At 69.7% G+C, this 24,900-nt stretch carries 26 protein-coding genes; 12 read left to right on the top strand and 14 right to left on the bottom strand.

Translation table 11 applies throughout. The features are described 5' to 3' along the window. Positions 1–52: 52 nt before the first annotated feature. Together L1Z78_RS01820 and pyrE are read right to left on the bottom strand one after the other, a co-directional pair. Entirely contained in the window at positions 53–703 is a 651-nt protein-coding gene (locus L1Z78_RS01820; RefSeq protein WP_418921665.1) for a DUF4124 domain-containing protein, read from the bottom strand. Between the two features lie 6 nt (positions 704–709). After that, on the bottom strand, positions 710–1,411 hold the full coding sequence (gene pyrE, locus L1Z78_RS01815; RefSeq protein ID WP_234639880.1) for an orotate phosphoribosyltransferase: 702 nt from the start codon (positions 1,409–1,411) through the stop codon (positions 710–712). A gap of 10 nt (positions 1,412–1,421) precedes the next feature. On the opposite strand from pyrE, the gene L1Z78_RS01810 reads away from it, so the two are divergent. Then, positions 1,422–2,225, top strand: coding sequence for an exodeoxyribonuclease III (locus L1Z78_RS01810; RefSeq protein WP_234639879.1), 804 nt, complete (start codon positions 1,422–1,424; stop codon positions 2,223–2,225). A gap of 43 nt (positions 2,226–2,268) precedes the next feature. On the opposite strand, the gene L1Z78_RS01805 is transcribed toward L1Z78_RS01810, so the two are convergent. The 3 genes from L1Z78_RS01805 to L1Z78_RS01795 are packed head-to-tail and all read right to left on the bottom strand — an operon-like array spanning position 2,269 to position 5,142. Beyond that, positions 2,269–3,693, bottom strand: a complete 1,425-nt coding sequence (locus tag L1Z78_RS01805) for an NAD(P)(+) transhydrogenase (Re/Si-specific) subunit beta (protein WP_234639878.1) — start codon at positions 3,691–3,693, stop codon at positions 2,269–2,271. Further along, positions 3,690–4,025 carry an NAD(P) transhydrogenase subunit alpha gene (locus L1Z78_RS01800; protein WP_234639877.1) on the bottom strand — a complete coding sequence of 112 codons (336 nt, stop codon included), beginning with the start codon at positions 4,023–4,025 and terminating at the stop codon, positions 3,690–3,692. Before L1Z78_RS01800 ends, L1Z78_RS01805 begins: the two co-directional genes overlap by 4 nt. A gap of 1 nt (position 4,026) precedes the next feature. Further along, positions 4,027–5,142 (bottom strand): Re/Si-specific NAD(P)(+) transhydrogenase subunit alpha, encoded by a 1,116-nt coding sequence (locus tag L1Z78_RS01795; protein ID WP_234639876.1) that lies wholly within the window; start codon positions 5,140–5,142, stop codon positions 4,027–4,029. A gap of 332 nt (positions 5,143–5,474) precedes the next feature. Here L1Z78_RS01795 and L1Z78_RS01790 point away from each other — a divergent pair, with 332 nt between their 5' ends. Next, positions 5,475–5,714, top strand: coding sequence for a zinc ribbon domain-containing protein (locus L1Z78_RS01790; RefSeq protein ID WP_234639875.1), 240 nt, complete (start codon positions 5,475–5,477; stop codon positions 5,712–5,714). An 86-nt stretch (positions 5,715–5,800) separates the two neighbouring features. After that, positions 5,801–6,439 (top strand): MBL fold metallo-hydrolase, encoded by a 639-nt coding sequence (locus L1Z78_RS01785; protein ID WP_234639874.1) that lies wholly within the window; start codon positions 5,801–5,803, stop codon positions 6,437–6,439. 12 nt (positions 6,440–6,451) lie between these two features. Here the strand turns inward: L1Z78_RS01785 and L1Z78_RS01780 are convergent, their stop codons facing one another. Genes L1Z78_RS01780 through L1Z78_RS01760 form a run of 5 tightly spaced genes read right to left on the bottom strand, consistent with a single transcriptional unit; the run spans position 6,452 to position 12,111 of the window. Then, on the bottom strand, positions 6,452–8,008 hold the full coding sequence (locus L1Z78_RS01780) for an AMP-binding protein (RefSeq protein WP_234639873.1): 1,557 nt from the start codon (positions 8,006–8,008) through the stop codon (positions 6,452–6,454). Continuing rightward, positions 8,005–9,204 (bottom strand): lipid-transfer protein, encoded by a 1,200-nt coding sequence (locus L1Z78_RS01775; protein WP_234639872.1) that lies wholly within the window; start codon positions 9,202–9,204, stop codon positions 8,005–8,007. Before L1Z78_RS01775 ends, L1Z78_RS01780 begins: the two co-directional genes overlap by 4 nt. Before the next feature lie 30 nt (positions 9,205–9,234). Continuing rightward, complete coding sequence (dctP, locus tag L1Z78_RS01770; RefSeq protein ID WP_234639871.1) at positions 9,235–10,260, bottom strand: TRAP transporter substrate-binding protein DctP; 1,026 nt, start codon at positions 10,258–10,260, stop codon at positions 9,235–9,237. Between the two features lie 52 nt (positions 10,261–10,312). Continuing rightward, positions 10,313–11,611, bottom strand: a complete 1,299-nt coding sequence (locus L1Z78_RS01765) for a TRAP transporter large permease (RefSeq protein WP_234639870.1) — start codon at positions 11,609–11,611, stop codon at positions 10,313–10,315. Further along, positions 11,608–12,111, bottom strand: coding sequence for a TRAP transporter small permease (locus tag L1Z78_RS01760; protein WP_234639869.1), 504 nt, complete (start codon positions 12,109–12,111; stop codon positions 11,608–11,610). Before L1Z78_RS01760 ends, L1Z78_RS01765 begins: the two co-directional genes overlap by 4 nt. A 100-nt stretch (positions 12,112–12,211) precedes the next feature. On the opposite strand from L1Z78_RS01760, the gene L1Z78_RS01755 reads away from it, so the two are divergent. Beyond that, positions 12,212–12,922 carry a TetR/AcrR family transcriptional regulator gene (locus L1Z78_RS01755; protein WP_234639868.1) on the top strand — a complete coding sequence of 237 codons (711 nt, stop codon included), beginning with the start codon at positions 12,212–12,214 and terminating at the stop codon, positions 12,920–12,922. Positions 12,923–12,932: 10 nt separating this feature from the next. Here the strand turns inward: L1Z78_RS01755 and L1Z78_RS01750 are convergent, their stop codons facing one another. Beyond that, a complete protein-coding gene (locus tag L1Z78_RS01750) occupies positions 12,933–13,619 on the bottom strand; it encodes a Crp/Fnr family transcriptional regulator (RefSeq protein WP_234639867.1) in 687 nt (228 codons plus the stop codon). 83 nt (positions 13,620–13,702) lie between these two features. On the opposite strand from L1Z78_RS01750, the gene L1Z78_RS01745 reads away from it, so the two are divergent. Genes L1Z78_RS01745 through L1Z78_RS01725 form a run of 5 tightly spaced genes read left to right on the top strand, consistent with a single transcriptional unit; the run spans position 13,703 to position 18,659 of the window. Continuing rightward, entirely contained in the window at positions 13,703–14,689 is a 987-nt protein-coding gene (locus L1Z78_RS01745) for an ABC transporter substrate-binding protein (RefSeq protein ID WP_234639866.1), read from the top strand. Between the two features lie 11 nt (positions 14,690–14,700). Further along, complete coding sequence (locus L1Z78_RS01740) at positions 14,701–15,489, top strand: ABC transporter ATP-binding protein (protein ID WP_234639865.1); 789 nt, start codon at positions 14,701–14,703, stop codon at positions 15,487–15,489. Then, positions 15,479–16,243: an ABC transporter permease gene (locus L1Z78_RS01735; RefSeq protein WP_234639864.1), complete on the top strand. Its 765-nt coding sequence runs from the start codon at positions 15,479–15,481 to the stop codon at positions 16,241–16,243. Before L1Z78_RS01740 ends, L1Z78_RS01735 begins: the two co-directional genes overlap by 11 nt. 59 nt (positions 16,244–16,302) lie before the next feature. Continuing rightward, a complete protein-coding gene (locus L1Z78_RS01730; RefSeq protein ID WP_234639863.1) occupies positions 16,303–17,178 on the top strand; it encodes a TauD/TfdA dioxygenase family protein in 876 nt (291 codons plus the stop codon). Between the two features lie 23 nt (positions 17,179–17,201). Then, on the top strand, positions 17,202–18,659 hold the full coding sequence (locus tag L1Z78_RS01725) for an aldehyde dehydrogenase family protein (RefSeq protein WP_234639862.1): 1,458 nt from the start codon (positions 17,202–17,204) through the stop codon (positions 18,657–18,659). A 12-nt stretch (positions 18,660–18,671) separates the two neighbouring features. Here the strand turns inward: L1Z78_RS01725 and L1Z78_RS01720 are convergent, their stop codons facing one another. The 3 genes from L1Z78_RS01720 to L1Z78_RS01710 all read right to left on the bottom strand — a co-directional run bounded on the left by L1Z78_RS01720 (position 18,672) and on the right by L1Z78_RS01710 (position 21,371). Next, the gene (locus L1Z78_RS01720; protein WP_234639861.1) at positions 18,672–19,550 is read right to left on the bottom strand and encodes a M48 family metallopeptidase; all 879 of its coding nucleotides are present in this window, start codon (positions 19,548–19,550) and stop codon (positions 18,672–18,674) included. 79 nt (positions 19,551–19,629) lie between these two features. Beyond that, a complete protein-coding gene (locus L1Z78_RS01715; RefSeq protein ID WP_326491981.1) occupies positions 19,630–20,604 on the bottom strand; it encodes a DMT family transporter in 975 nt (324 codons plus the stop codon). 74 nt (positions 20,605–20,678) lie between these two features. Beyond that, positions 20,679–21,371, bottom strand: coding sequence for a helix-turn-helix domain-containing protein (locus L1Z78_RS01710; RefSeq protein WP_234639859.1), 693 nt, complete (start codon positions 21,369–21,371; stop codon positions 20,679–20,681). Between the two features lie 87 nt (positions 21,372–21,458). Between L1Z78_RS01710 and L1Z78_RS01705 the strand changes: the two genes are divergently transcribed. The 3 genes from L1Z78_RS01705 to L1Z78_RS01695 all read left to right on the top strand — a co-directional run bounded on the left by L1Z78_RS01705 (position 21,459) and on the right by L1Z78_RS01695 (position 24,893). After that, complete coding sequence (locus tag L1Z78_RS01705) at positions 21,459–22,826, top strand: AmpG family muropeptide MFS transporter (protein ID WP_234639858.1); 1,368 nt, start codon at positions 21,459–21,461, stop codon at positions 22,824–22,826. Between the two features lie 89 nt (positions 22,827–22,915). Continuing rightward, entirely contained in the window at positions 22,916–23,659 is a 744-nt protein-coding gene (locus tag L1Z78_RS01700) for a response regulator (RefSeq protein WP_234639857.1), read from the top strand. A 7-nt stretch (positions 23,660–23,666) separates the two neighbouring features. Next, a complete protein-coding gene (locus L1Z78_RS01695) occupies positions 23,667–24,893 on the top strand; it encodes an ATP-binding protein (protein ID WP_234639856.1) in 1,227 nt (408 codons plus the stop codon). The last annotated feature ends 7 nt before the right edge of the window (positions 24,894–24,900 follow it).

Below are 24,900 nucleotides of genomic sequence, written 5' to 3'. Positions count from 1 at the left end.
GCCGCGTGCAGGACGAATTCGACTCAGGGAGGGTGGCAGGGGTTGCTGCGGCTCAACGGCGCGCGTTGGCGGCCCACAGCGGGCGCAGCTGTGCCAGCTCGGCATCGAAGCGCTCGTGGATGCGGCGCTTTTCCTGGTCCTGCTGCAGGATGAAGCGCTGCTGCTCCTCCTGCGAGGCCGTGTTCTCATCGACCTGGCGGCGCAGCGATGCCGGCGCCTTGGCAGGGTCCTTCCTGTAGAACTCCATCTCGGCATTGAGCGCGGTGCGTGCCGTCTGCAGATCCTGCTGGCGCTGGCGGGCCACGGCGACGACCTGGTCCACCTGGGCAATGGCCTCGGCGCGTTCGGCGTCATGCGCGGCCTGGTTGGGGTAGCGCATGATCAGCGCGCGCTCGCGGGAGCGCTCCTCGCGCACGCGGCGCTGCTCGGCCTGGTCCCGGCGGCGCTGGGCATCGAGTTCGGCCCGCTCGTTCTCCGTCAGCGAGGGCCCCACGCGGCGCAACTCCACGCCGGAACTGCCCAGAACGCGTTGATCGCGGTCCACGCATTCGGCAATCGGGCGGTCGGCCGTCAGGCGCCGGCCCTTGGCGTCTGTACAGGCATAGATGCCGGCCGGCAGGCCGGCATCCAAGGCACAGGCAGGTCCTGCCGCGGCCCAGACCATGGCACACCACAGCAACCTTGCATGCAACGCCCTGTTCATCAACCTTTATCCCTCGTCATGGACTCCGTAACGCTGGCGGTAGGCCAGCACGCGCTCATGGTGGGCGCTGCCCGCATCGCCCCCCTGAATCTCGAGATAAAGCAATAAGTCTGCCAGCTTGGCAATGGTGCAGACCTGCATGCCCAGCTGGTTGCGCACGTACTGAACGGCGCTGTGGGGCACGTCCTGCCCATTTTCGGTCGCCATTTCCTGGCGGTCCAGCGCGATCGCCACGGCATGCGGCGTGGCGCCGGCCGCACGGATGATGGCGATGGACTCGCGCGCCGCAGTCCCTGCGCTCATCACGTCATCGACGATGAGCACCCGGCCCTGGAGCGGCGCACCCACCAGGGTGCCGCCTTCGCCATGGTCCTTGGCTTCCTTGCGGTTATAGGCAAAGGGCTTGTTGTGACCCAGGCGCGCCAACTCCACGGCCACCGTGGCCGCCAGCGGGATCCCCTTGTAGGCCGGGCCGAAGATCATGTCGAACTCGATGCCGCTGGCCACGATGGCTTTTGCATAGAATTCGGCCAGCAGGCCCATCTTGGCGCCATCGTCGAACAGGCCGGCGTTGAAGAAATACGGGCTCATGCGCCCGGCCTTGGTCTTGAACTCGCCAAAGCGCAGCACCCCCGCATCAACGGCGAATTGCACAAACTCCTGCGCCAGACGGCCTGCACCGTCGGCCTGCAGATTACTCACCACCATGGATTCATCCTTGTTCAAATTGACCAGCCTCAACCTCAACGGCATCCGCTCGGCCTCGACCAAGGGCGTCGAAGCCTGGATCGAGGCCACCGCGCCGGATTGTATTTGCGTGCAGGAAATCAAGGCCCAGGCCGCGGACATGGCCGGACGCTTCGAGTTGCTGGCCGGCCTGCGCGGGCATTTCCACTATGCCGAGAAGAAGGGCTACTCGGGCGTGGGCATCTACAGCCGCCACGAGCCCAGCGACGTGGTGGTCGGCTTCGGATCGCACGAGTTCGACGCCGAGGGCCGCTACGTGGAGGCCCGCTTCGATACCCCCTCGCGCAAGCTGTCCATCATCAGCGCCTACTTTCCCAGCGGCAGCTCGGGCGAGCTGCGGCAGACGGCCAAGTTCCGCTTCCTGTCCGAGATGCATGCGCACCTGATGCGCATGAAGGCCGAGCGCGAATTCATCCTCTGCGGAGACATCAACATCGCCCATCAGCAGATCGACCTCAAGAATTGGCGCAGCAACCAGAAAAACAGCGGTTTCACGCCTGAAGAACGCGAATGGATGACAAAGTTGTTGCACAAAACTGACTCCACGGGCGGTCTGGTGGACGTTTATCGCCTGCTGCAGCCCGACACCACGGACACCTGCTACACATGGTGGAGCAACCGGGGCCAGGCCTATGCCAACAACGTGGGCTGGCGCCTGGACTACCACCTGGCCACGCCGGCCACCGCCGCGCTGGCACGCACCGAGCACATCTACAAGGATGTGAAGTTCTCGGACCATGCGCCGGTGACCATCGGCTATGACATGAAGCTGTGAGCGCAAGGAGCGGCTCGCGCCGCCCCTTGCGCCACGCAGCGCCTCACTCCAGCGCCTTGCCCATGTCCTCCACCACCTTCTTGGCGTCACCGAAGACCATCATGGTCTTGTCCATGTAGAACAGCTCGTTGTCCAGGCCCGCATAGCCGGCGGCCATGGAGCGCTTGTTCACGATCACCGTCTTGGCCTTGTAGGCCTCCAGGATGGGCATGCCGTAGATGGGGCTGCCCTTGGTGTGGGCCGCAGGGTTCACCACGTCGTTGGCGCCCAGGATGATGGCCACGTCGGCCTGGCCGAACTCGCTGTTGATGTCCTCCATCTCGAAGACCTGGTCGTAGGGGACCTCGGCCTCGGCCAGCAGCACGTTCATGTGGCCCGGCATGCGGCCCGCCACCGGGTGGATGGCGTACTTCACCGTCACGCCGCGCTCGGTGAGCTTGTCGGCCAGCTCCTTGACCGCGTGCTGGGCACGCGCCACGGCCAGGCCGTAGCCGGGCACGATGACCACGGTTTCTGCATTGCCCAGCACGAAGGCCGCATCGTCGGCGCTGCCGCTTTTCACGTTGCGCTGCTGCTGTGAACCCGCCGCCGCGCTGGTGGCCTCGCCGCCGAAGCCACCCAGGATCACGCTGAAGAACGAGCGGTTCATGGCCTTGCACATGATGTAGCTCAGGATGGCGCCCGAGCTGCCCACCAGCGAACCCGCGATGATCAGCATGCTGTTGTTCAGCGAGAAGCCGATGCCCGCCGCCGCCCAGCCCGAGTAGCTGTTGAGCATGGACACGACCACCGGCATGTCCGCGCCGCCGATCGGAATGATCAGCAGCACGCCCAGCAGCAGTCCCAGGGCGATGACCAGCACGATATCCATCCAGCTTTGGCTGTGCCAGAAGCCGAAGACGAAGAAGGCCGCCGCCAGGCCCAGCACGGCGTTCAGCGCATGCTGCCCCTTGAACTGCACGGGCGCCCCCTGGAACAGGCGGAACCTGTACTTGCCGCTGAGCTTGCCGAAGGCAATCACCGAGCCCGTGAAGGTCACCGCGCCGATGAAGGCGCCCAGCGCCAGCTCGACCCGGTTGCCGCCCGGGATGGGGCCGCCCTTGGCCGTGATGGCGAAGGCCCAGGGCTCGGCCACGGCGGCGACGGCGATGAACACCGCCGCCAGGCCGATCATGCTGTGCATGAAGGCGACCAGCTCGGGCATCTTGGTCATCTCCACGCGCTGGGCCATGACGGCACCGGCCGTGCCGCCGAGCAGCAGGCCCAGCAGCACCCAGCCCAGGCCCAGCGCCTGGCCGCCGGCCAGTTGCACGATGAGCGCCGCCGTGGTCAGCACGGCGATCACCATGCCGGCCATGCCGAACAGGTTGCCGCGTATCGAGGTGGTGGGATGCGACAGACCCTTGAGCGCCTGGATGAAGCAGACGCTGGCCACCAGGTAGAGCAGCGTGACGAGGTTCATGCTCATGGCCGGGCCTCCGTCTTGCCGTCCTTGGCAGGGGCGCTCTTGCGCTCCTTCTTGCGGAACATCTCCAGCATGCGCCGCGTGACCAGGAAGCCGCCGAAGACGTTGACCGCGGCCAGCGCCACGGCCAGCACGCCCATGGTCTTGCCCAGGCCCGTTTCCGTGAGCGCCGCCGCCAGCATGGCGCCGACGATGACGATGGCCGAGATGGCATTGGTCACGGCCATCAGCGGCGTGTGCAGCGCGGGCGTGACGGTCCACACCACGTGGTAGCCCACGTAGATGGCCAGCACGAAGATGATGAGGTGGATGATGGTGGGGGAGACGGCTTCCATGTCATTTCCTCCGCAGCTGGCCTTCGTGGGCCATCAGGCACGCGGCCACGATGTCGTCCTCCATGTCCACATGCAGGGCGCCATCCTTGTTGATGATGAGCTTGAGAAAGTCGAGCACGTTGCGCGCATACAGGGCCGAGGCATCGGCCGCCACCAGCGCCGCCAGGTTGGTCAGGCCGACGATGGTCACGCCATGCGTGACCACGGTCATGCCGGCCTGGGTCAGCGGGCAGTTGCCGCCACGCTCGGCCGCAAGATCGACGATGACCGCGCCGGGCTTCATGGCCTGCACCATCTCGGCCGTGACCAGCACGGGCGCCGGGCGCCCCGGGATCAGCGCCGTGGTGATGACCACGTCGGCCTGGGCCACGCGCTTGGCGACCTCGGTCTTTTGCCGGTCCAGCCAGCTCTGCGGCATGGGGCGCGCATAGCCGCCCACGCCTTCGGCGGCCTCCTTTTCCTCGGCCGTCTCATAAGGCACATCGATGAACTTCGCGCCCAGCGACTCGACCTGCTCGCGCACGCTGGGCCGCACGTCGCTGGCCTCGATCACCGCGCCCAGGCGCTTGGCCGTGGCGATCGCCTGCAGGCCCGCCACGCCCACGCCCAGGATCACCACGCGCGCGGCCTTGACCGTACCGGCCGCCGTCATCAGCATGGGAAAGAAGCGCTGGTACTGGTTGGCCGCGATCATCACCGCCTTGTAGCCCGCGATATTGGCCTGGCTGGACAGCACGTCCATGCTCTGGGCACGGGTGGTGCGCGGCGCGGCCTCCAGCGCATAGGCCGTGATGCCCGCATCGGCCAGGCGCTGCAGGCCTGCGGGCTGGAACGGGTCCAGCATGCCGACCAGCGTCGCGCCCTTGCGGATGCCCGGCAACTCGTCCTCCGAAGGGATGCGGACCTTGAGCACCAGGTCGGCGCCCAGGGCACCAGCCACATCGACGATCTCCGCACCCGCTGCCTCGTACAAGGCATCGGGCACGCTGGCCGCCACTCCCGCCCCCGCCTGCACGCGCACCACATGGCCTTGCGCGCGCAGCTTCTTGACGGTCTCGGGGGTCGCAGCCACCCGGGTTTCTCCTGCCATGGTCTCGGCAGGCACGCCAATCAACATACCGGTTCTCCCTCGCGTGATGCCGGTACCCGCCCTGCGCTGTGTCCCGTTGCGCAGGCGGCGGCCCGGCCCATCCTCGAAAAAATCCTTGCGCGCCTGCATCAGGGGCAGGCTGGCTCGGCGGCACGGCTAGCTTGTAACACGGCCGCCTGACGGCAGCCACGGGGTCTGCCCGTGGCGCTGTCGCCTGCCCGTCACACCGCCCATGGATTGCTGTGAGATGACATGCACATTAAATGATCGCCATCCACGGCACGGCGGGCGCCGGCCGTGTCCCAATGCACCTTTGAACGACTGCAGCGGCGCCGCCGCGCAGCGCGAAGGAATGCACCATGGGACTCTTGGAAAAACTGTTCGGACATCACCCGCGCGGCGGCCACCATCGGGGCGGCTCCTATAGGGCTGCGGCCGTGGCGGCGATCTGCCCCAACTGCCATGCATCGATTGCCGCCAACTCGCGCTTTTGCCCGCAGTGCGGCAGCGCGGTGCTGCCGCAGGCCTGCAGGAGCTGCAACGCCAGCCATCCGGCAGGCGCCCGCTTCTGCGGTCAATGCGGCCAACCCACCACCTGACTGCGTAAGCGGTGCGGCTGTGCGCAACCGGCAGCGCAAGGACCGGGAATAATGGGCGCTTTCGCCAGAAGAATCCCACGCCGCCCATGCTCCAGTACCACACCATTCCCGTCACCGCCTTCCAGCAGAACTGTTCGCTGGTCTGGTGCGACCAGACCCTGGACGCCGCCGTCATCGACCCGGGCGGCGACCTGGAACAGATCGGCTGGGAAGTCGAGCGCCTGGGCCTGTCGCTCAAGGCCATCTGGCTCACCCATGCCCATATCGACCATGCGGGCGGCACGCGGGAGCTGGCCGATGCGCAGCAGTTGCCCATCATCGGCCCGCATCCGGGCGACCAGTTCTGGATCGATGCCCTGCCCCAGCAGGGTGCCATGTTCGGCTTCCCGCACTCGGACCCGTTCACGCCCACGCGCTGGCTGCACGACGGCGACACCGTCCGCATCGGCCAGGAGACGCTGCAGGTGCGCCACTGCCCCGGCCACACGCCCGGCCACGTGGTGTTCCACGCGCCGCAGATAGACCGCGCCTTCGTGGGCGACGTGCTGTTCGCGGGCAGCATCGGCCGCACGGACTTCCCCCAAGGCAACCACCAGCAGCTGATCGACAGCATCGTCCAGCGCCTGTGGCCCATGGGCGACCAGACCGTGTTCATCCCCGGCCACGGCCCCGAAAGCAGCTTCGGCCGCGAGCGCAAGAGCAACCCCTACGTGGGCGGGACCTGAGCCCACCGCCCCTCAGATCGCGCGCGCACCCCCCTGCCAGTAGCGCTCGCGCAGGTCCCGCTTGAGCACCTTGCCGTTGGGGCTGCGCGGCAGCTGCGCCACGAAGTCCACGGTCTTGGGCGACTTGAGCGAGCCCAGCCGCGACTTGCACAGCGCGATCAGCTCGGCCGGCGTGGCCTGGCCGCCGGGCTTGAGCTCGACCACGGCCTTGACGGCCTCGCCCCAATCGTCGTCGGGCACGCCGATGACGGCGCAATCCTCCACGCCCGGATGGGACCACAGCACCTGCTCGATCTCCTGCGGATAGATGTTGAAGCCGCCCGAGATGATCATGTCCTTCTTGCGGTCGCAGATGTGCAGCCGCCCGCGCGCATCGATGAAGCCCACGTCGCCCGTGTGCAGCCAGCCATCGACGATGGTGGCGGCCGTGGCCTCGGGCTGCCTGTAGTAGCCGGGCGTGACCAGGTCGCCGCGCACGCAGATCTCGCCGCGCTCGCCATGGGGCACGGGGCGGTTGTCCTCGCCCAGGATGCGCACCTGCACCATGGGCGTCGGGTGGCCGCAGCTGGACAGCAGTTCGTCATCGGCCGGCAGGCCGTCCTGCACATGCTCGCCCGGCGCCAGGAAGCTGCACATCATGGGCGCCTCGGCCTGGCCGAAGACCTGGGTCATGCAGGGCCCGAAGACCTGCAGCGCCTCCTTGAGTTTTTCCACGGCCATGGGCGCCGCCGCATAGATGAAGTAGCGCAGGCTGGCGTAGTCGCGCCCGCGCACGCCGGGCGTGGCCAGCAGCCGGTAGATGACGGTGGGGGGCAGGAACAGCTCCGTCACGCGGTGGGCCTCGATGGCGTCGAGCACGGCCAGCGGCTCGGGCGCCTGCAGCACCACCACCTGGCCGCCGCGCGCGATGGTGGGCAGGGCCGCGAAGCCCGCCGCATGGGTCAGTGGCGCGGCCGCCAGGTTCACGGGCCGCTCGGTGTGCGGGTAGTGCAGGCTGGCCAGGTGGGCGGCCATGAAGGCACCCACGTTGCGCTGCGTCAGCTGCACGCCCTTGGAGCGGCCGGTGGTTCCACCCGTGGGCGCGATGATGGCGATGGCCTCGGCGTCATAGAGGGCCTGCACCGGGGCATCGTCCACGCCCTCCAGCCACTGCGCCAGCGATTCGAAGCCGTCCAGCGCGCGGTCCAGGCAGATCCAGTGGCGCAGCCCCGGCAGCCGGGCGCGCAGCGCCCGCGCCATGTCCGCCAGCTCGCTGTGGAAGATCAGCAGCGCGCAGTCCATGTGCTCCAGCAGGTAGGCGTTGTCGTCCTCGTTGAGCCGGGGGTTGGCCGGCACCCAGGCCATGCCTGCGCGCGAGATGCCGAACACGCAGATGAAGGCCTCGGCGTCGTTGCGGCTGAGCACCGAGGCCTGGCGCCCCGGCCCCAGGCCGGCGGCCAGCAGCCTGCGGGCCACGCGGGCGCTGAGGCGGTCCACGTCGGCATAGGACCAGCAGCGCGGCCCCTGGACCAGGCAGGGCGCCTCGCGGCCCAGCGCCAGGCCACGTTCGAGTGCAAGGGCATGGGTCATGCGCGCGCACCTCCATCGTGCAGGCCGTAGAGGGTGACCACGGCCGCCCCGCCGATGCCGATGTTGTGCTGCAGCGCCAGCCGCGCACCCTCGACCTGGCGCTGTTCGGCCTGGCCGCGCAGCTGCCGGGTCAGCTCGAAGCACTGCGCCAGCCCCGTGGCGCCCAGCGGATGGCCCTTGGACAGCAGCCCGCCCGAGGGATTGACCACCACGGCGCCGCCATAGGTGTTGTCGCCCGCGTCCACGAAGCGCTGCGCGCCGCCGCTCTCGCAAAAACCCAGCGCCTCGTAGCTGATCAGCTCGTTCTGCGCAAAGCAGTCGTGCAGCTCGCAGACATCGATGTCCTGCGGCCCCACGCCAGCCTCGCGGTAGACCGCCTGCGCCGCCTCGCGCGACATGCCCAGGCCCACCAGCTCCAGCATGGAGCCCGATTCGAAGGTCGATGCGCGGTCCGTGGCCATGGCCTGGGCGAGCACGCGCACGCGGGCGTCGATGCCGTGGCGTCGCGCAAAGGCCTCGCTGACCAGCACGGCAGCCGCGGCCCCGCAGGTGGGCGGGCAGGCCATGAGGCGGGTCATCACCCCCTGGGCGATGGCCGGGCTGTCCAGCACCTCCTGCACCGAGATTTCGCGGCGCAGCAGCGCCAGCGGGTTGCGCGCGGCATGCCGGCTGGCCTTGGCGCGCACCTTGGCAAAGGTCTCCAGCGGCGTGCCGTAGCGACGCATGTGCTCGGCACCGGCCCCGGCGAAGTAGCGGATCGCCATGGGCAGTTCGCTGTCGCCCGCCAGCGCCGTGGTCGTGTCGTCGAAACGCGCCAGGGGCGAAGGCCGGTCCGGCCAGTGCGAGCCCAGCGCGCCGGGCGCCATCTGCTCGAAGCCCAGCGCCAGCACGCAATCGGCCATGCCCGAGGCCACGGCCCGGCGCGCCAGGTACAGCGCCGTGGAACCGGTGGAGCAGTTGTTGTTGACGTTGACCACGGGGATGCCGCTCATGCCCACCTCGTAGAGCGCGGCCTGCCCGCAGGTCGAGTCGCCATAGACATGGCCCGCGAAGGCCTCCTGCACCTGGCCATAGGCCAGGCCCGCGTCGGCCAGGGCCGCGCGCACCGCCTGGGCCGCCATCTGCGCATAGGGCGCATGGTCCCCGGGCTTGCGAAAAGGCGTCATGCCGACGCCGGCCACCACCACATCATTCATGCTCGGTCTCCCATCGAAGAATGCAATGCCTCAGGCCCTGCCGGCTTCGGCGATGACCTGCTCGAAACGGCTGACCAGCGGTGCATTGATCTGCTGCTTCCAGCGCTGGTAGACCTCGCGCGTGGCGCCGTTCCACAGGGCCTGCTCGCGTGCCTCGGGCTTGTGGATGTCCACGCCCTGCCCGGCCACGAGCTGCTCGTGGCTGGCCACGGTCTGGCGCACGCGCTGCGTGAGTTCGCGGGCCGCGTCGCGGGCGGCCTCGCGCACCAGCTGCTGGTCCTCGGCGCTCCAGGTCTTCCAGACCGGGTTGGCCACCAGGAAATGGATCAGCTCGTTGGACTGGTTCCAGTAGGTGATGTGCTTTTGGCCCAGGCTTTGCAGCTTGTAGGCCACGAACTGCTCCAGGGTCAGCGTCAGCCCGTCGATGGCGCCCGAGGCCAGCGCCGGCTGCGCATCGGCAAAGGTCATGGTGGTCGGATTGGCGTGCATGGCGCTCATCACCTGCTGCTGCATGGGCGTGGCCACGACGCGGATCTTCAGGCCCTTGACGTCGCCCGGCACGGCCAGCCGGCGCCTGGCGTTGATCAGCTGTATGGGGCCGTACTCGCCGCTGGCCAGCGGCTCCATGCCCGCGCGGCGGATGATGTCGTAGAAGTCCTTGTTCAGCGCCTCGGACGCCAGCACGGCATCCACCGCGCGGTCGCTGGGCAGCAGCCCCGGCAGGTTGAACAGCGCAAAGTCCCGGACCGTGCCCGACCAGTTCACCGTCGTGCCCACGAGCACGTCGATGACGCCCTGGCGCAGGGCCGTCAGCTCCCGGTCCTGCTGCCCCTGCACCAGGGAGGAGCCCGGATACAGCTTGAAGTGGATGCGGCCCTGCGTGCGCTCGCGCGCCAGCGTGGCGAAGCGCTCGGCCGCGTAATGCCAGTGGGTGCCCGGCCCCACGACCAGGGACAGGCGGTATTCGGGCCGGTACTTTCCCTGGGACAGGGCCGGTAGGGACAGCGTGGTGGCTGCGGCGGCACCGGCGTGCAGCAGCTGGCGGCGTTGGATCATGGCGTGTCTCCTCTTCTGGTGGTGATGGCACAAAGGCCGTGGATTGGCCGCTTCAGTAGCCGGCGACCCGGGGCAGCCACAGCGCCAGCGCGGGCCAGGCCAGCACGGCGGCGATGGCCAGCGCGAAACTCAGGAAGAACCAGCCCACCCAGGGCAGGGTCTGCTCCACCGGCACCTGGCAGATGCGGCAGGCCACGAGCAGGTTCACGGCCAGCGGCGGCGTGAACTGCCCCAGCGCGATGACCATGGTCACCAGCACGCCGAACCAGACCGGGTCCCAGCCGAAGAGCTGGATCAGCGGCACCAGCAGCGGCAGGAACACCATGAACACCGACACGCCGTCCAGGAACATGCCCACCAGCTTGAGCACCAGCAGCACGACCGCCAGGGTCACGAGGCTGCTCCAGCCGCTGGCGGCGAACCAGGCGACGACGGGATCGACGATGCCCAGCGTCTGTATGCAGTAGGCGAACACGCCGGCCAGCCCCAGGATCACCAGGATGACGGCCGATACCACGGCGGCATCGGCAAAGATGTCGTACAGGTCGCGCCAGACGATGGTGCGGTGCACCAGCAGGCCGATGCCCAGCACATAGACCGCCGCGACGACCGCTGCCTCGGTCGGCGTGAACCAGCCCGCGCGCATGCCGCCCAGGATCAGCACGGGCGTGACCAGGCCCCAGCTGGCCTCGCGCAGGCTGCGCCAGAACGGCGGACGCGGCAGCGGCTGCCCGGCCCGGCCGAAGCCCTGGCGGCGCGACAGCCACCAGGCCGGCACGATCAGCGCCACGCCGGCCAGCAGGCCCGGCACCATGCCGGCGGCAAACAGCTGCGGCAGCGAGACCCCGGGCACGAGGATGCTGTAGATCACGAAGGCCAGGGAGGGCGGGATCAGGATGTCGGTGGCCGTGGCCGAGCCGATCACCGTGGCCGAGAAGGCGCGCGGGTAGCCGGCCTGCGCCATGGCCCCGGCCATCACGCTGCCGATGGCCGCCGCCAGGGCCGCCCCCGAGCCCGAGATGCCGCCCAGCACCATGGCCACCACGATGACCACGATGGGCAGCATGCCCGGCCCCCGGCCCAGCACGGCCGTGGCGAAGTCCACCATGCGCCGCGCCACGCCCGAGCGATCGAAGGCCGCGCCCACCAGCACGAACATCGGCAGGGCCAGCAGCGGGTACTTGCCGATGCCGGCGTCGAAGTTCTGCTGCACCGTGAACAGCCCGAACCAGGGCATGTCCAGCCCCGTCGCCACCACCACGGCCGTGCCGCTCAGGCCCATGGCGACGGCGATGGGCACGCCGGCCAGCATGAGCAGCACAAAGCCCAGGATCAGCAGCGCGCCGGTCATCGGGCATCCTCCCGATCCGCACCCGCCCGGTCCGCACGCGCCGCCCGCCAGGCCCGCACCGCCACCAGCAGCGCCAGCACGGGCAGCCAGGCCGTGTACCACCAGCGTGGCACGCCCAGGCCCGTGGTGGTTTCCTCGAACAGGTACTCCTGCCATCCGCTGCGCGCCATCAGCACGGCCAGCAGCGCGAACATCAGCACCGTGGCCAGGGCCGTCAGCCAGGCCAGGGCCCGGCGCCCGGCCGGGCCGGCGCGCTCGTAGAAGAAGCCGATGCGGATGTGGTCGTCGCGCCCCGCCGCCACGGCGGCCCCGGCCAGCGTCAGCACCACGAGCAGGAAGACCGAGATCTCCTCCGTCCAGGCAAAGGACTGGTCCGTGAAGTAGCGCACCAGCACATTGGCCAGCGTGATCAGCACCAGCGCCATGAGCACCACGGCACCGACATGCGCCTCCAGGCGGCGGCCTGGACGGGGACGGGAAGATGAAGTGCCGTGCGTCATTTCGGTACCATGTGGTTTGCTTCAGTACCATTGGACGCATGTACTAGTACTGCGTCAATAGATTTAGTACCAATTCGGGAAAATCCCGGGAACCCACCCCATGAGCGCACGCCGCAACCAGGATGACTTTCAGCAGGAACTGTTCGACCTGCTGCGCCAGGAAGGCATCGCCGACCTGACCGTGGGCGAGATCGCGCGCCGGCTGCACTGCTCGCGCAGCCGCCTGTACGCCCTGGCCGAGACCAAGGAGGAGCTGTTCCTGTCGGTCGCGCGCCGCTACCTCGACTCCCTGCTGGAGGCCAGCGATGCCGTCACCGTGGTCGATGGCGATGCCGTCGCGGCCATCACGCGCTACCTGGACATCGGCGTGCGCGCCTCGGCCCTGCTGGGCGTGCCCTTTCTGCGCGACCTCGACGCCTCACGCGCAGGAAGGCGCCTGTTCGATGCCTACCAGGCCCGGCGCGGCCAGGGCCTGGCGCGGCTGGTGGAGCAAGGCGTGGCCCAGGGCGTGTTCAACCCCCGGCATGCGGCCCTGGTCGCGGAAATCCTCATGGGCGGCGCGCTGCGCATCCGCCGCACGCGCTTTCTGGCCCGCACGGGGCTGACGCTGGAGGAGGCCTTCGCCGAGTTCTACGCCCTGCTGCTGCACGGCCTGCTCAAGCAGCCCGAAGGGGCGGGCCTGCCGGTGACACGGCACTGGAAGGGCAGCGGTGCGCAGTCCCCCACGAACCTGCCCGAGGACGAGGACCCGCAGGACAGCGGCCCTGCCGACATTGCCGAGCTGCTGATCCAGGCCTCCATCCGGCACTGACGCCAGCGCGTCACTCCATCACCTCGATCCACCGATACCCCAGCCGGACCCGGCCGGCGATCTGCAGCTTGCGCAGTTCCTCGTTCACGCGCTGGCGCGAGGCGCCGACCACATGCGACAGATCGCTTTGCGACAGGCGCAGCAGGGTGCGGCCGCCCGGCAGAGGCTGGCCGTTCTCGGCCGCCAGCACCTGCAGGCTGGCCCAGACCCTTGCCTGCAGCGTGTCCTCCGCGCCGATGAAGACCACGTCCAGCAGCCCGTTCACGCGCAGGCTCAGCAGGCGCGCGATCGCCAGGCAGGCGCGGGCGTCGCTTTCCAGGAAGTCCAGCAGCGGCTGGCGCGGCAGCACCAGCACTTCGGTGTCGCCATCGGCCACCAGGTCCACGGGCACGGGCGCGCCGCCCAGCACCGAGCTGATGCCGGTGATCTCCCCGGCCTCCAGCCAGCGCGTCATGCGCTCGGTGCCGCCCTCGGTATAGCCCAGCACCCGCAAACGCCCTGACAGCAGGACCAGCGCATGGTCGGCCGTGTCGCCGCGCTTTTGCACCAGCTGGCCATCGCGGTAGCGGCGCGGAAAGCCCAGGGCCCGCAGGCCGCGCGCCGAAGCCGGTGGCAGCTCGGCCAGCAGGTCCACGCGGTAGCGCTCGCTGCGCTGTTGCGCAGGCGAGGGGCTGGGGGAAGCGAGCTTGGTGTTCACCCGGCCATTGTCCCTTTCGCGGCAATTGCTGCCCAGCCCCGTCCCTGTAATCGCGGCATACCCAACCCGCACGGAGCCATCCCATGATCCGAAGACTGCTGATCGCCATCGCCCTCGCCCTGCTGCCGCCCCTGGCGGCCCAGGCCCAGACTCCCACGCTGCGCATCCAGGACTACCCCGGCATCGGCAATTTCCTGGTGCGCGTGGCCCATGCGCAAGGCCTGTGCGAGAAGCACGGCCTGCGCTGCGAGCTGCGCACCATCCCCCAGGCGCCGCTGGCGCTGCAGACCCTGCTGGCCGGCGACATCGAGGTGGCCTTCACGCCGCCCGAGGTGCTGCTGCAGGCCGTGGGCAAGGGCGCCGACCTCAAGGTGATCGGCAGTGGCGCGCGCAGCCCGACCTTCTTCCTCATGGCCTCGGCCCACCTGCCCACGCCGCGCGCGGCCCAGGGCTATCCGGCGCTGATGCAGGACTTCAAGGGCCGCCGCATCGGCGTGACGGCACGCGGCAGCGCGGCGGAGTTCCAGCTGGTGAGCCTGCTGCAGGGCGCGGGCATGCAGGCCGGCGACGTCACCATCGTCGCCGTGGGGTCGCCCAACACGGCCTTTCCGGCGATCGCGCAAAAGCAGGTGGATGGCCTGATGCTGTTCTCGCCCATGGACGGCTTTTGCGAGGTGACCCAGGCCTGCCGCGTGGTGCTGGACCCGCGCCGGGGCCAGGGCCCGTCCGACGTGGTGGACACCCACGGCGCCGGCGTGCTGCAGGTGGTGCGCGCCGACTTCCTGCGCGGCAATGCCCGGGCCGTGGACGGCTTCAGGCGCGCGATGCAGGAGGCGGCCGACTTCGCCCAGGACCCGGCACAGTTCCCGGCCCTGCTCCAGGTGGCGAAGGACAGCTTCAGGATCAACGTGCCGGACGGCGACCGCATCCTGGAGGTGGCGCTGCGCAATGCGCTGGCGGGCATGCGCTTTCCCGTCGATCCCAAGGCCTTGCAGCATGCGGCCGGCTATATGCAGCGCACCGGGCAGATCGGCCGGCTGATCGACACCGCGCCCCTGCTGGCGCAGTGAGGAACGGCGCCATGCAGACAACCTCCCAGGCGCCCGCCATTGCCATCGACGGGCTGCAACTGAGTTTCGACGGCACCACGCCCGTGCTCTCCGACATCTGCCTGCAGGCGGCGCAAGGCGAGTTCATCGCCCTGGTCGGCCCCAGCGGCTGTGGCAAGACCACGCTGCTGAACCTGTGCGCGGGCCTGGTGGCGCACACCGGCGCGGGCGCGCTGCGCGTGCTGGGCGAGGTGCCGCGCATCGGCAACCCCCAGGTCGGCTACATGCTGGCGCGCGACAGCCTGCTGCCCTGGTGCACGGCGCTGGAGAACGCCGCCTTCGGCGCCCGCGTGCGCGGCACCTCCACGGCGGACAGCACGCGGCGCGCGCTGCAGCTGCTGCACGAGGTCGGCCTGGCCGACCATGCCCAGGCCCTGCCCAAGGCCCTGTCCCACGGCATGCGCCAGCGCACGGCCCTGGCACGCACCTTCGCGATGGACGCGCCGCTGCTGCTGATGGACGAGCCCTTCGGCGCCCTGGACGCGCAGACCAAGCTGCAGCTGCAGGACCTGCTGCTGCGCCTGTGCCAGCAGCACCGCCACAGCGTGCTGTTCGTGACCCACGACCTGGCCGAGGCCGTGGCCGTCGCCGACCGCGTGGTGGTGATGTCCTCGCGGCCGGGCCGCATCATCGCCGACCTGCCCATCGACCTGCCGCGCCCGCGCTCCATCCGCGCGCTGCAGAAGTCGCCGCGCTTCCATGAACTCTATGCGGCCCTGTGGTCGCAGCTCGAATCGGGATGGGTGCACCATGAAGGCTGACCGTCTGGACCGTCTGCAATGGCTGGCGCTGCATGCGCTGTTCATCACCGCCCTGCTGGGGCTGGCCGAGCTGGCCGCCGCGCGCCGCTGGCTGGACCCCACCTTCTTCGGACAGCCCAGCGGCGTGGCCGCCTCTCTGTGGAACCACCTGGGCGCGGCGCGCTTCTGGAGCGACCTGGGGTGGACGCTGGCGGCCGTGGCCGGCTCCTTCGTGCTGGGCAGCGTGGCCGCCTTCGCCACGGGGCTGCTGTTCGTGCGCTGGCCGGCCATCGAGCGCTTTGCCGAGCCCTACTTCAGCGCGCTGAACGTGATGCCGCGCATTGCGCTGGCGCCGCTGTTCATCCTGTGGTTCGGCCTGGGCCTGGGCAGCAAGATCGCGGTAGGCTGCTCGCTGACCTTCTTCATCGTGCTGTCGGCCACGGTGGCAGGCATGCGGGGCGTCAGCCAGGACCACGTCACGCTGTGCCGCACGCTGGGTGCCAGCGCCGCCACCACCTTCTTCGAGGTCACGCTGCCAGGCGCCGTCCCGGTGATCTTCTCGGGCCTGCGCCTGGGATTGATCTATGCCCTGCTGGGCGTGGTGGGCACCGAGATCATCGCCAGCGAAAAGGGCCTGGGCCAGACCCTGGCCTACCTGGGCTCCACCTTCGACATCAATGGCGTCATGGCGCTGCTGCTGGTGCTGGCCCTGTTGGGCGTGGGCATGGTGCGCTTCATGTCATGGGCCGAGAGGCGGCTGCTGCACTGGCAGTGAACGCCATCCCATCCCCTGCCCTTTCCCTCCACCCACCCCGTTCCTTCAAGGAGTTCCCCATGGCCAATGCCGCCCCCATGCAGCTGATCGACATCGACGCCCGCTACCACCACATCCGCCCCGTGCCGCGCATGCCCAACTTCGCGGCCTGGATCGAGGGCGTGGACCTGACCCGGCCGCTGTCCCCCGAGGTGCAGGCCGAACTGCGCCAGGCCCTGTACGACTTCGAGGTCATCTTCTTCCGGCCCCAGGCCATCACGGCCGAGCAGCATGTGGCGCTGGCCCGGGTGTTCGGCCCGCTGTCCAAGGGCTCGTACTTCGAGCGCAAGAGCGGCATGCCCGACGTGGAAATGATCGTCTCCGACAAGGACCGCCCGCCGGCCATCGACAACTGGCACACCGACATCAGCTGGAAGCTGCAGCCGCCGCTGGGCACCGTGATCCAGATCGTGACCACGCCGCCGGCCGGCGGCAACACCTGCTGGACCAGCACCAGCAAGGCCTACGACTGGCTGTCGCCGGGCATGCAGCAGTACCTGGAAGGCCTGCAGGCGGTGCATACCTGGGAGGAATCGGGCTTCCGGGAATACCTGGGCAGGAAGGGCGAGGAGGCGCTGTTCGAGGCGCTGCGCCAGTTCAAGCCGGTGACCCATCCCGTGGTGCGCGTCAACCCCGACTCGGGGCGCAAATGCATCTTCGTCAACGCCGACTTCACACGCCACATCACGGGCGTGGACCGCCATGAGGCACGCGGCGTGCTGGCCTTCCTGCTGGACTGGCTGAAGAAACCGGAGTTCATGGTGCATCATCAATGGGACGCGGGCGGCATCGCCATCTGGGACAACCGCAGCACACAGCACTATGCTGTGGCCGACTACTGGCCCCACTACCGCGTGAACCAGCGCGTCACCTTCGACTCCCCTTCCATCCCATGACAACGAGACACGGAGACAGCTTCATGAGCACCCAAGAGCACCTGCAGTTCTACATCGACGGCCAATGGGTTCCCCCGGCCGTGCCGCGCACGCTGGAGGTGATCAACCCCTCCACCGAACAGGCCGTGGCGCGCATCAGCATGGGCTCGGCCGCCGATGTCGACGCCGCCGTGGCGGCCGCGCGCCGGGCCTTCGACGGCTTCTCGCAGACCACGCGCGACCAGCGGCTGGCCCTGCTGGAGAAGGTGCTGGCGGTCTACATGCGCCGCATCGACGAGATCGCGCAGACCATCTCGCTGGAGATGGGCGCGCCGCTGTGGCTGTCGCGCGCGGCCCAGGCCACGGTGGGCGCGGGGCACCTGAAGCAGACGATCCAGGTCCTCAGGGACTTCGAGTTCGAGAGCCTGCGCGGCACCACCGGCATCGTCCATGAAGCCGTGGGCGTGGTGGGCATGATCACGCCCTGGAACTGGCCCATCAACCAGATCATGTGCAAGGTGGCCCCCGCCCTGGCGGCGGGCTGCACCATGGTGCTCAAGCCCTCGGAGATCGCGCCGCTGAATGCCATCCTGGTGGCCGAGGTGCTGCATGAGGCGGGCGTGCCGGCCGGCGTGTTCAACCTGGTCAACGGCGACGGCCCCTCGGTGGGCGAGGCCATGTCCGTGCACCCGGGCATCGACATGATGACCTTCACGGGCTCCACACGCGCGGGCATCGCCGTGGCCAAGGCCGCGGCCGACACCGTCAAGCGCGTGACGCAGGAGCTGGGCGGCAAGTCGGCCAACATCGTGCTGGACGATGCCGACATCGAGAAGGCCGTGGTCCAGGGCGTGAACGCCTGCTTCACCAATTCGGGCCAGAGCTGCAACGCGCCCACGCGCATGTTCGTGCCGCGCGCACTGCATGCGCGTGCCGTGGCCGCGGCCAAGGCCGCTGCCGAAGGCGTGAAGGTGGACGATGCGATGGCCGACACCGGCGCCATGCACATGGGCCCCGTGGTCAGCGAGGCGCAGTTCCGCAAGATCCAGGGCCTGATCGAGGCAGGCATCGCCGAAGGCGCCACTCTGGTGGCCGGTGGACCGGGCCGCCCCGAGGGCCTTGCGCGCGGCTACTTCGTGCGGCCCACGGTGTTCGCCGACGTGCGCAACGACATGACCATTGCGCGCGAGGAAATCTTCGGCCCCGTGCTGGTCATCCTGCCCTACGACACGGAGGAGGAGGCCATCGCCCAGGCCAACGACACGCCCTACGGCCTGTCCGGCTACGTGCAGTCCGGCAGCCTGGAGCGCGCGCGCCGCGTGGCCTCGCGCCTGCGCACGGGCATGGTCCACCTCAATGGTGCGGGGCCGGACTTCGGCGCGCCGTTTGGCGGCTACAAGCAGTCGGGCACGGGCCGGGAATGGGGCGAGCACGGCTTCAAGGAGTACCTGGAAGTCAAGGCGGTGATGGGCTACCAGCCCAGGCAAAAAGCCGCCGCCTGAGGGCAGCGGCGCCTACCCGCGCCGGGCGGCCTGGTACAGGCCTTCGACTCGCGGGATGTTGCGCTCCAGCTCGCGGATGCGGTCCGGGCCGGCGGGGTGGGTGGACAGGAAGGCCAGGCCGCCCCGGTCGCCCGTGGCCTGGCCCATCTTGCGCCACAGCGACACCGAGGCCTGGGGGTTGTAGCCCGCACGCGCGGCCAGTTCCAGGCCCACGAGGTCGGCCTCGCTCTCGTCGCCCCGGCTGAACTTGAGCGACAGCAGCTGGCCGCCCAGGCGGGCCGCCGCATTGCCCAGGTCGCCCAGGCCCAGCAATTGGGCGCCCAGCGAGATGCCGATGCTGGTGGCCTGGTTCTTGGCCAGCTGCTCGCGCGAGTGCTCGCGCAGCGCATGGGCCATCTCGTGGCCCATGATCATGGCGATCTCGTCGTCGGTCAGCTGCAGCTGGTCGATGATGCCCGTGTAGAAGGCGATCTTGCCACCCGGCATGCAAAAGGCATTGATCTCCTTGCTGCCGATCAGGTTGACCTCCCAGCGCCAGGAATTCGCACGGGGATTCCATTGCGCGGTGTACGGGATCAGCCTCCTGGCAATGGCGCGCAGGCGCTGCAGCTGCGGGTTGCCCTCGCCAGCCAGCGCGCCCTGGGCACGGGCCTTGGCCAGCAGTTGCTGGTACTGGTCGGTGGCCGCGCCCTCCAGCGTCTCGGCAGGCACCAGCTTGCGCAGGCTGGAGGACCCACCCACGTCGACCTGTGCGGCCACCGGCGCCGTCGCCAGCCCCAGCGCCGCCGCGCTGCCCGCCAGCAGGAAGCCGCGACGCGCGCGCCAGGGGGCGCAGGCACAGCCCCAGCCGGTGGCGGCGCAGGGCTCGGAAGGAAGATGGGATGTCTGCATGCCGCCAGTCTAGCGGCCGGACGGCATCGGCCAATGCAGAGAACTGCGCATCTTGAAAGCGGCGCAGGCCTACAAAGAGTTACGCCATCTGCGCGGCGGCCACGGCGCGCTGCGCACGCATCTCTGCGCCTATCACCACCATCAGCCCGGCCAGCACCGCCAGCAGCCCCACCCAGGATTGCAGCGGCTGGTGCTCGCCCACGATCCAGACGGCCAGCACGAAGGCCGCCACGGGTTCGATCAGGCTCAGCGTCACGCCCGTGGGGCCCGAGATGCTGCGCAAGCCGATGGAAAACAGCATGTGCGCCAGGCCCGAGACCACCACGCCCAGGTAGACCACGACCAGCACGGCTGCCAGGCTCCACTGGGGCAGGCCGCTTTGCGCCAGCGCGATCGGCACGGCCATGCAGGCCGCGCCCGTGAAGACATAGAAGTTCACCACCCGGGGCGGCATGTGCGTGACCAGGCGCTTGTTGATCAATGCATAGCCCGCATAGGACAGCCCCGCCAGCAGGCACAGGACCAGGCCGCTCCAGGACAGCGTGCCGCCGCCCCTGGCCATCACCATGGCCGCGCCGCCGGCCACGCTGACCAGGGTCCCGCCCCACCACAGGAGGGACAACGGCGCGCGCAGCACCAGGGCCTGCATCAGTCCGGCCCAGATGGGGCCGCTGCCGATGGCCACGGCCGTGCCCACGGCCACGCCGGTGCGCGTGACGCCCTCGTAGAAGAAGATGCTGTAGCCGCCGATGCCCAGGGAGGCCAGCAGGAACCACGACCGGCGCAGGCCCCGATGGACAGGGTTGGGCAACAAGGCCTGGCGCGGCCCGGCCTGGCGCGGCCCGCCTTGGCGGACACAGCGCAGATGGGAGGCCGCCAGCAGCGCGCCCAGGAACAGGCTGGAGACCGCCAGTTGCGCGGCCCCCACCCAGAAGGGTGACAGCCCGCCCGCGCCCAGGCTTTGCGCCGTGCCCGTCGTGCCCCAGAGCACGGCCGCCACGGAAACGAAGGCAATGCCGATGGCCGAAGAAGAAGCTGAAGAATTGCGAACCATGGTGCCCATGTTGCGCCTGGCGCGGTGGGGCATTTGTCGAGAAACACTTGTAGTCCGGAGACCGCGACCAGGCGCTAGCCGCGCAGTTGCCGCGCCGTCACGCCCCGGTCGCGCCGCAGCGCATAGGCCAGGGCGCTGGCGGAGGCATAGCCGCAGCGCAGGGCCGTGGCCTCCAGCGGCAGTCCGCGCGCCAGCCAGCGCCCTGCGGCATCCAGGCGCAGGCCGCGCAGCCAGGCCTGGGGCGGCTGTCCCGCCAGTTCCACGAAGCGGGCATGAAAGCGCTGCGCGCTCATGTGGCACAGCGCGGCCAGGCGGGCCGTGGGCCAGTCCTCGTGCAGCGCGCCCTGCACGCGCGTGGCCAGCTGCTGCAGGTCCAGTCCCCGCCGCGCCAGCAGGCCCGGGGCCTGAAGCACCTGGGCCAGCTGCGCGGACGCCGGACCTTCCGAGGCCTGGCCGCGCAGGGCCGGCGGCACGGAAAAGCGCCGTATCCGGTCCAGGCCCGGGCCCGATGGCGCATCGATGACGAACACGCGCGAATCCGGCGCGGCCAGGTAGCCATGGTCGGTGCCCGCCGGGATCAGCATGCCGCTGACCGCATCGACGAAGGCGCTGCGCCCGCCGACTTCCAGCTCCATGCGCCCCTGCAGGGCATAGAGGATTTGCGCATGGCCATGGGCATGGGCCTGGTGCTCGCCGCTGTAGCTGCGCACCGACCCGAGGGGCGCGAGAGCGGCATCGGCGTGGAGGGAAGGAAGGGTGTAGGCCATGGCAGTGTCCTGTGTTCGCGATGGTAGCGCGCGACCGATGGCGCCATCGCAGGCGCAGATAATGGCCGCAGCCTGCCGCCACCGAACATGACCGAGCCGTCCACCCCCACTGCCCCTTCTGCCGCCCCCCCACCCCCCACCCCGGCACCCCGCCGCAGCTGGGCCGACACCTGGCGTGTCTACGCCGAGCCGGCCAGCCTGCGCATGCTGGCCCTGGGTTTTTCCGCCGGCCTGCCCCTGCTGCTGGTGCTGGGCACGCTGTCGTTCTGGCTGCGCGAGGCGGGCATCGACCGCACGACCATCGGCTACCTGAGCTGGGTGGGGCTGGCCTATGCCTTCAAATGGGTCTGGTCGCCGCTGGTGGACCGCATGCCGCTGCCCCTGCTCACGCGCTGGCTGGGCAGACGTCGCAGCTGGCTGGTCTTCGCGCAGATGCTGGTGGTCGCCGGCCTGTGCGGCATGGCCTTCAACGATCCGCGCGCCTCCCTCACGCCGCTGGTGTGGTGCGCGCTGGCCGTGGCCTTCGGCTCGGCCACGCAGGACATCGCGCTGGATGCCTTCCGCATCGAATCGGCCGATGCCGACCGCCAGGCGGCGCTGGCCGCTACCTACCAGACGGGTTACCGCCTGGCCATGATCTGGGCCGGCGCGGGCGTGCTGTGGCTGGCGGCACGCGCCGAAGTCGCAGGCACGGCGGGCTACCAGAGCGGCGCCTGGCGCTTCGCCTACCTGGTCATGGCGGCCTCCATGGGCGTGGGCCTGCTGACCGTGCTGCTCTCGCCCGAGCCCGCGCCACGCCCCCAGGCCCCGGCGCGCAACGCCGTCGAATGGTTGCGGGGCGCCCTGATCGAGCCCTTCGCCGACTTCCTGGCGCGCTACCGCTGGCAGGCGCTGCTGGTACTGGGCCTGATCGCCATCTACCGCATCAGCGACGTGGTCATGGGCATCATGGCCAACCCTTTCTATGTGGACATGGGCTTCACCAAGGACGAGGTGGCCGCCGTGACCAAGATCTACGGCGTGCTGATGACGCTGGCCGGCGCCTTTCTGGGCGGCGCGCTGGCCATGCGCTGGGGCGTGATGCGCGTGCTGATGCTGGGCGCCGTGCTCTCGGCGGCGACCAACCTGCTGTTCGCCTGGCTGGCCACGCGCGGCCACGACGTGACGGCCCTGGTCTTCGTGGTCAGCGCCGACAACCTGGCCGGCGGCATCGCATCGGCTGCCTTCATCGCCTACCTGTCGGGGCTGACCAATGTCCAGTACTCGGCGACCCAGTACGCACTGTTCAGTTCCATGATGCTGCTGGCGCCCAAGTGGCTGGCGGGGTTTTCCGGCGCCTTCGTCGATGCGCACGGCTATCAGAACTTCTTCCACGCCACGGCCCTGCTCGGCCTGCCCGTGCTGCTGCTGATCGCCCTGGCCTCGCGCGTGCAGGCCGTGGGCCGCCGGGGCTGACGACTGTTTACCGAACTTTACGCAAGCGACAAGCGCGGCTGACCGCGCGCTGCGAGCATGGTCGTCGCAACACGACGCCAGGCCCCCGCATGACTACACTGCCCCCCATGAGCACCCATCACCTGCTGATGATCGAAGACGACACCCGCCTCGCGCAGATGGTGGGCGACTACCTGGGCAACAACGGCCTGCAGGTCACGCACATGGGCGATGCCCGCAGCGGCCTGGAGCGACTGCAGCCCGATGCCGACCTGCCCGACCTGGTGATCCTGGACCTGATGCTGCCCGACATGGACGGCCTGGAGGTCTGCCGGCGCATCCGCGCCCTGCCAGGCTCGGCGGCCCAGGTGCCGGTGCTGATGCTCACGGCCAAGGGCGATCCCATGGACCGCATCATCGGCCTGGAGATCGGCGCCGACGACTACCTGCCCAAGCCCTTCGAGCCGCGCGAGCTGCTGGCGCGCATCCGCGCCATCCTGCGCAGGCGTGGCGGCACCGAGGGCACGGCCGCCACCCACTCGGCGACGGCCCTGCGCTTCGGCAGCCTGGAGATCGACCGCGATGCGCGCAGCGTCACCGTGGCCGGCCAGCCCTGCGAACTGACCTCCTACCAGTTCGACCTGCTGGTCACGCTGGCCGAACGCGCGGGCCGCGTGCTCACGCGCGACCAGATCATGGAGGCCGTGCGCGGCCGCGAGCTGGAGGCCTTCGACCGCTCCATCGACGTGCACATGGGCCGCATCCGCGCCGCCATCGAGGCCGACCCCAAGACACCCAAGCGCATCCTCACGGTGCGCGGCGTAGGCTACGTGTTCGCCAAGCAGCAGGATTGACGGTCGCATGAACCTGCTGCGCATCTTTTCCCAGCGCCTGTACCTGCGCATCTGGCTGGCCGTGGTCGGCGGCGTGGCCGTGCTCACGCTGACGGTGGCATGGGCCTGGCAGATCGCGGCCGAACAGAATGCGCAGAACGTGCAAAGCGCCGGCTCGCCCCCCTCGCGCGACATTGCCATGCGCGATGCCGACGGCAAGGTGATCGCCCAGGGCCGGGCCCGCCGCCTTCCCGGATCACCCGAAGAGGGTCTGCGCTTCGAGATCCAGGGCACGGACGGGCAAAGCTACCTGCTGCACATGGCGCCACGCCCGCCACGCGGCGACCGCCCGCCGCACGACGGGATCGTGGCCTTCTGGCTGCGCCCGCCCTTCGGCTTTCTGTGGCTGCTGGGCCTGGTGGGCGTGGCCGTGGCGGTGGGCGTGTTTCCCATCATCCGGCGCCTGCTCAAGCGGCTGGAGAACCTGCAGCGTGGCGTCAAGCGCTTCGGCGAGGGCGACCTGTCGGTGCGCGTGCCCGAGCACGGCAGCGACGAGGTCGCCGACCTGGCCCACCAGTTCAACGCCGCCGCCGCACGCATCGAAGCGCTGGTGACCTCGCACAAGTCGCTGCTGGCCAATGCCTCGCACGAACTGCGTTCACCGCTGACGCGCATCCGCATGGGGTTGGAGTTCATGGGCGCTGATCCGGCCAGCGCGCGCGCGCGCGCCGAGATCCAGCGCAACATCGGCGAGCTGGACCAGCTGGTGGACGAAATCCTGCTGGCCAGCCGGCTGGAAACCTATGAAGGCGACGTGGGCACGGTCGAGCCCGTGGACCTGATCGGCCTGGCCGCCGAGGAATGCGCGCGCGTGGATGCCGACCTGGACCTGCAATCGACCGAGGCACTGGAGGTGCCCGGCATCGCCAAGCTGCTGCGCCGCGCCGTGCGCAACCTGCTGGAGAATGCCCGCCGCTACAGCCAGGGCGAGGTCACGCTGGAGCTGGCACGCCAGGGCGCCATGGCCGAGATCCGCGTCTGCGACCACGGCCCCGGCGTGGCGCCCGCGCACCGCGAACGCATCTTCGAGAAGTTCTTCCGCCTGCCCGGCGCCAGCGAGCGCTCGGGCGGCGTGGGCCTGGGCCTGGCCCTGGTGCGCTCCATCGCCCAGCGCCACGGCGGCAGCGTGCACTGCGAGGGCCGCGCCGACGGCCAGCCGGGCGCCTGCTTCGTGCTGCGGCTGCCGCTGGCCTGAGGCCCGG

Origin of the sequence: Delftia tsuruhatensis (genome assembly GCF_903815225.1) — a bacterium.
In the GTDB taxonomy this organism is placed as follows: Bacteria; Pseudomonadota; Gammaproteobacteria; order Burkholderiales; family Burkholderiaceae_C; genus Comamonas; species Comamonas tsuruhatensis_A.
Note: the sequence above shows the minus strand (reverse complement) of the source record. Positions and strands in the feature narration are given on the sequence as shown.